This window comes from Candidatus Methylomirabilota bacterium (assembly GCA_036002485.1).
GTDB lineage: Bacteria > Methylomirabilota > Methylomirabilia > Rokubacteriales > CSP1-6 > AR37.
On record DASYTI010000225.1, the window covers coordinates 1 to 5,873 of the forward strand.

Consider the following 5,873-nt stretch of genomic DNA (forward strand, 5'->3'; position numbering starts at 1 on the left):
TCCCGCCTGGACGATAGGTCTGAAATGGCCCATCACGGGCAGCCGGTTCCTCAAGCCGAGCTCTGCGATGAGGTCCCGGTTCGCGACCGCGCGTGGACCCTCCACCAGGAGCACGGCCCCCGCGCGACCGGCCTTGGCGGCGGATCGGCCTGCTCGGCCCAGCGTTGATCCACCACGAGATTCTTTCCATCGACCCAGCCCAACTCGGCGAGGTGCTTCATGAAGGCGTCCAGCTCGAGAGAGTGCGCGCCGCTCGAAGGCGAGCCCGTGAGGAGTATCCCCACCCGCGGCATCTTCGATTGCGCATTGGCGGGCACGACCACCACCGCCAGCAAGCCGAGCAGGGCGACCGCGCAAATGGCGGAAGAAGAGTACCTCATGGCCGGGTATCGTAGCAGGCCGTCAGAAGTTCGACCCGCAGTTTGGGCAATCGTGTTACGAGCGACGGGCTTCGAGGGCGGCGAGGCGCTCCCGGATGTCAATGGCGGTGCGCAGCTCGCGCTCCATGCCGTCGATCCTGGCGTCAACGCGACGGATCTCCGCGACGAGCTCGCCCTTCATGGAGCCCATCTCGGTCCGCAGAGAGCCCGTCTCGGACCGTAGGGAGCCCATCTCGGACCGTAGGGAGTCGACCTTCGTGGTGAGGCGTGCGTCCACGCCGTCGATTTTCTGATCCAGGCGTTGTATGTCGCCCCGGATGGCGTGCAGCTCCGGCGCGATGATGTCCTGGAAGGCCGACTTGACCTGATCGTAGAGCCCCACGCCTTTCATTGGATCAGCCCCTTCCGGCATGGTCAATGCCACGCCTAGGATACACTCATCGATGGATGACAGGCGAGCCACGACGTGACGACTGGACAGGGCCGTCCGTACCCGGTACCGTTTCAGCTTGAACCTGAGATTCGCGGGAGGCCTCAGCCCTCAAGGAGGGCAATGGCGTGAGCAGCCCGAGTAGTGAGGATCGGCTCGGACGCCGCGAGCTCCTGCAGCGGGGAGCGCTGGCGGGCCTCGGCATGAGCCTGCTTCCTCTGCGGGCATCCGCCCAGCCGGCGCCTCGGGGCGCGGGCAAGGTGCAGCGCTACGTCACCCTCGGCCGCACGGGGATGCAGATCTCCGATATCTCCTTCGGCGGAAGCCGGCTCGGAGCGGGCGAGGGCGACGTCGTCCGGCATGCTCTCGATAGAGGCATCAACTACTTCGACATCGCGGACAGCTACCGGGGCGGTGACTCGGAGACGACCGTCGGCGAGGCCCTGCGCGGCAAGCGCGACCGCGTCTACCTCGCGTCGAAGACCTACACGGGTCCCAGCGACCGCCGGGACTCCATGATGCGCTCGCTGGAGCAGAGCCTCCGGCGGCTCCGCACGGATTACGTGGATGTCTATTTCAACCACGCCGTCAACGACCTGGAGAGGCTGAAGAACCCCGAGTGGCACGAGTTCACCGTGCGCGCCAAGCAGCAGGGCAAGATCCGCTTCGTGGGTATGTCCGGCCACGCGGGACGGCTGATCGAATGCCTGGACTATGCCCTGGACACCAACGGCGTGGACGTCGTCCTCGTGGCCTACAACTTCGGCCAGGACCCCGCTTTCCACCAGGGATTGACGCGCTCGTTCGATTTCATCGCGCGCCAGCCCGACCTGCCCCGCGTTCTGCTGAAAGCGAAGGCCAAGGGCGTGGGCGTGATCGCCATGAAGACCCTGATGGGGGCGCGCCTCAACGACATGCGACCCTTCGAGAAGGGTGGCGCCACCTTCGCCCAGGCGGCCTTCCGCTGGGTGCTCTCGGGACGGAACGTGGACGCGCTGATCATCTCCATGACGAGCGGGAGCTCGATCGACGAGTACCTCGGGGCCTCGGGCTGGCAATCAGCGGCCAGCGACGATCTGCCGCTGCTGAAGCGCTACGCCCGGATGAACGGCGCCACCCACTGCCGCCACGGATGCCAGGATTGCCTGAGCGCCTGTCCGTACGGAGTACAGATCGGCGAGGTGCTGCGGACCCGGATGTACGCCGTGGACTATGGCGACATGACGCTCGCGCGCAGCGAGTACGCCATGCTTTCCAACAACGCCGCCCCCTGCTTGACGTGCGCGGCCCAGCCCTGCCGGAACGCCTGCAGCCATGGGCTGCCCATCGCGCGTCTCCTGACCCCGATGCACAGAATGCTCACGAGCTGATTTGGTGCTATAAACTTTGGCAGGCTCGATCCTGACCGTAGGAGAGTGAGACATGGCCCTCAAGCCCGTATCCCTCGATCACGTCAACATCTTCGTGCGCAACGCCGGACGCTCGCACCAGTGGTACACGGACATCCTGGGTCTCCACACCCAGGACATCTTCTATCATCCGGGGACGGAGAAGATGCGCGCCGCCTTCCTCGCGTGCGATCCCGACCACGCGCACGACATCGCCCTCTTCGAGGTGGGTGACGAGGCCGCCTTGCAGCAGAAAGGCCAAGTGGGCCTGAACCATGTCGCCTGGCGGATGGCGAGCCTCGATGACCTCGCGGAGATGTATCAGCGGCTGAAGGACAAGGGCGTCCCCATCCACGTCGCGGATCACACGATCTCCATCGGCGTGTATTTCTCGGACCCCGACGGGAACGGCCTCGAGGTCTACTACGAGCTGCCCCGGAATCAGTGGAACCGCGAGCGGCCGTTCTCGGAAAAGGGTGAGAAGGGCCGCTTCCCCGGACCCTGGGACGAGGCACTCCGCCAGTCAGCGCCGGCGGTGGCGCGGACCTAGCTCAAGCTATCCACGAGCGCGCGTACCGCATTCGGCCCTCCCCCTCACCCTGCCCTCTCCCCCCTTCGGGGGCGAGGGATCAAAATGAATCCCTCTCCCTCGGAGAGGGAGAGGGCCGCACTTCGAGCTGAAGGGCGCAGCCCTGAGGCGAGGGCTGAGTAGACCAGGGTGGCGTTGTCTCGCGAACCGTCCAGGCTAGCGCACCGCGGCCAGCCTCAGCTTCCGTCGCGGATGACGTCCTCGAGCCGCGCGGTGGCGCGGTCCCAGTCGAAGCGGCTCGTCACGAAGGCCTGACCCTGGCGGGCCAGGCGCTCGCGCAGCGGCGCGTCGATCACCATCCGCTCGAGGGCGCGGGCGAGCGCGCCGACATCCCGGCGCGGCGCCACCAGCGCCGTCTCGCCGTCCACCGCATAGTCGCGGCAGCCGCCATTGTCGAAGGTGACGAGGGCGGCGCCGCAGGCCATGGCCTCCATGGGGGGCATGCCGAGCCCCTCGTCCCAGGACGGGCAGAGATAGATGGGGCAGCGGCTGTAGAGCCAGGCGAGGCGCTCCTGCGGCAGGTTCTCGTGAAATTCGTCGTAAGGCAGCGCCGCACGTGGACGCCTGACACCGAAACCCACCAGGAGGATCTCGGGATGCCGCGCCTTCACGGCCGCGATGGCCTCGAGCCCCTCGCGCACACCCTTCCACGCGTAATCGTGATGGAGCATGAGCACGCGAAGGGCATCACTTGACCGCGCGCCATCCACGGGGTGAAAGAGGGCCCGGTCGACCGGCGTCACCAGCACGTCAGCCTTGCCGCCGAACCTGTCGCGCATGATATCGGCAAGCCAGGTCGAGATGACGACCTTGCGCAACGGCAGCGTGTACGTCGCGTCGACGCGACCGGCATCGCCATGGTAGAGGCTCTCGTAGTGCTGAATGAAGTAGAGCTTCCGGCCGCAGCGATCGGCCGCCTCGGCGGCCGTCCTCGCCGTCTGCCAGGCCGTGGCGATCAGGGCATCACCGTCGGGTAGCCTTGCGTTGTCCCAACCGGCTATCCAGCGAACCGTCGGGCGAAAGCTGGGGATCCACTCGGGCCCTTCGCCCCGGAGATTGCGCCACCAGGCCCGCCAGCCATGCTTGGCGGGCACCATGATGGTGACGTCGTGCCCTCGTCCCACCAGGCGATCGGCGTAGGTGAGAATGGCGCGCACGCCGCCCGCGATCCGGATATGGGGGGTCAGGAACGTGATCTTCATCGCAGGCCCACCCTCACCCTAGCCCTCTCCCTCTCAGGAGGGGGAGGGATTCGAAGAGTTCTTCACTTCCCGGAGACGAATCGGAAAGTATTCCTCTCCCCCCGCGAGGGGGAGAGGGCCGCAGTTCGAGCCGAGACGCTCGCCTCGAGCGACGAGGCGAGGGCTGAGTGGATGAGGGGGCGGCAGCGCTACGGCGCATCCCTTCTAAATGGCCATGGAGACCTGGCCGCCTCGACGATAGGCGGCCGGATCGAGCACGACGTTGACGCAGGAGACCTCGCCGGAGCCCAGGGCTTTCTCGAGGGCGGGACGGAGCTGCGTGGGCTCGGTGACGTGCACGCCCTTGCCGCCGAGCGCCTCCACCATCTGGTCGAAGCGCGTGAAGGGCAGCGAGGTGCCGACGGCACGCTCACCGCCGAAGAAGGACAGCTGGGGGTTCCTGATCTGGCCCCAGCCGCCGTCGTTGCCGATGACAACCGTCATGGGCAGCTTGAAGCGCACGGCCGTCTCCATCTCCATGCCATTGAGGCCGAAGGCGCCGTCGCCCGCGATGAGCAGGACCCGTCGAGCAGGATCGAGAAGCTTGGCCGCGATGGCGAAGGGCGGCCCCACGCCGAGGCAGCCGAAGGGCCCAGGATCGAGCCACTGCCCCGGTCGCTCCAGCTCCACGATCTTGGAGGCGCAGCCGACGACGTCGCCGCCGTCGCCCACCACCGTGGTCTGCGCATCCACGACGGCCGCGATCTCGTGGCCGAGCCGGTAGTGGCTGATCGGCACGCTGTCCGACAGCCGCTCGGCCATCAAGCGGTCCTGGGCCTCCGTCTCCTTCTTCTCGAGCGCCTGGCGCCAGCTCTCGAATCGCTTGGCGATGCCTTTGGACAGCGCCTGGCCCGCCTGGCGGAGCGTGAGCCCGATGTGCGAGGCTAGCCCCAGCTCGAGTGGTCGATTCCTGCCGAGCTCGACGGGATCGCAATCCACCATGGCCACCTTGACGTGCTCGCCGAAGGACGGCGGCCGGCCGTAGCCGAGCCGGAAATCGAGCGGCGTGCCCAGGACGAGGACCAGATCGGCCTGTCCCAGCGCGAAGCCGCGCGCCTGAGCAAAGGCCAGCGGATGCCGGCCCGGCAGACTCCCTCGCCCCGCGCCGTTCATGAAGATCGGCACGCCAGCGTCTTCCGCGAAGTTCCGAAGGTCAGCGGCCGCGTCGTCCCAGTACACGCCACTGCCCGCCATGATCATGGGCCGCTCGGCCTGGGCGAAGAGATCGGCCAGCTTCTGGACGGAATCAGGATCGGGCGCGACGGGATGACGATGCACGTAGCCCGTCGGAATGGGGGCCATCCGGTCCTCGACCATGGTCATCAGCAGATCGACGGGGATCTCGACGAAGACCGGGCCGGGCCGTCCCGTGAGCGCGGTGCGAATGGCCGTCGTGAGCACCTCCGGGATCTGGCGCGTCTCCGAAACCGTCCAGGCGCCCTTGGTGATGGGCTTGAGCAAATCCACCTGCTCAACTTCTTGAAGCGAGCCCAGCCCGCGAAGGCCGAGCGGCGCCGCGCCGCCGATGAGGAGCAGCGGGCTCCGCGCCGAGAACGCATTGGCCACGCCCGTCACGGCGTCGGTGACCCCGGGCCCCGCCGTCACGATGGCCACCCCGAGATTTCGCGTCAGCCGCGCGTAGGCATCACCCGCATGCGCCGCCGCCTGCTCGTGGCGCATGTCCACGACCTCCACGCCCCCGGTGACGCAGCCGTCGTAGATGGGCAAGATATGCCCGCCGCAGAGCGTGAAGACATGGCCCACGCCCGCCTGCTTGAGCGTCCGCGCCACCAGATGCCCGCCGTTCAGATCCGCCATGGATTTCCCTTCCGCACGCGCGCGACG

6 protein-coding genes are annotated in these 5,873 nt (G+C 67.4%); 2 read left to right on the forward strand and 4 right to left on the reverse strand.

Features of this window, described 5'->3' with window-relative positions:
• Window positions 1-50 precede the first annotated feature (50 nt).
• Window positions 51-380, reverse strand: a complete 330-nt coding sequence (locus VGT00_20100) for a hypothetical protein (GenBank protein HEV8533735.1) — start codon at window positions 378-380, stop codon at window positions 51-53.
• 55 nt (window positions 381-435) lie between these two features.
• Window positions 436-804, reverse strand: a complete 369-nt coding sequence (locus VGT00_20105) for a hypothetical protein (GenBank protein ID HEV8533736.1) — start codon at window positions 802-804, stop codon at window positions 436-438.
• A 134-nt stretch (window positions 805-938) separates the two neighbouring features.
• Between VGT00_20105 and VGT00_20110 the strand changes: the two genes are divergently transcribed.
• Window positions 939-2,180 carry an aldo/keto reductase gene (locus tag VGT00_20110; GenBank protein ID HEV8533737.1) on the forward strand — a complete coding sequence of 414 codons (1,242 nt, stop codon included), beginning with the start codon at window positions 939-941 and terminating at the stop codon, window positions 2,178-2,180.
• 52 nt (window positions 2,181-2,232) lie between these two features.
• Window positions 2,233-2,748: a VOC family protein gene (locus tag VGT00_20115; GenBank protein ID HEV8533738.1), complete on the forward strand. Its 516-nt coding sequence runs from the start codon at window positions 2,233-2,235 to the stop codon at window positions 2,746-2,748.
• 215 nt (window positions 2,749-2,963) lie between these two features.
• Here the strand turns inward: VGT00_20115 and VGT00_20120 are convergent, their stop codons facing one another.
• Both VGT00_20120 and VGT00_20125 read right to left on the reverse strand, forming a co-directional pair.
• Complete coding sequence (locus VGT00_20120; protein ID HEV8533739.1) at window positions 2,964-3,989, reverse strand: glycosyltransferase family 4 protein; 1,026 nt, start codon at window positions 3,987-3,989, stop codon at window positions 2,964-2,966.
• Window positions 3,990-4,193: 204 nt separating this feature from the next.
• The coding region (locus VGT00_20125; protein HEV8533740.1) for a thiamine pyrophosphate-binding protein at window positions 4,194-5,873 on the reverse strand (1,680 nt) is incomplete at its 5' end.

What these genes read in the sequence shown, in the direction of transcription:
- VGT00_20100 (HEV8533735.1), bottom strand. Translation starts at nt 380, where the DNA reads ATGAGGTACTCTTCTTCCGCCATTTGCGCGGTCGCCCTGCTCGGCTTG.
- VGT00_20115 (HEV8533738.1), top strand. Translation starts at nt 2,233, where the DNA reads ATGGCCCTCAAGCCCGTATCCCTCGATCACGTCAACATCTTCGTGCGC.
- VGT00_20120 (HEV8533739.1), bottom strand. Translation starts at nt 3,989, where the DNA reads ATGAAGATCACGTTCCTGACCCCCCATATCCGGATCGCGGGCGGCGTG.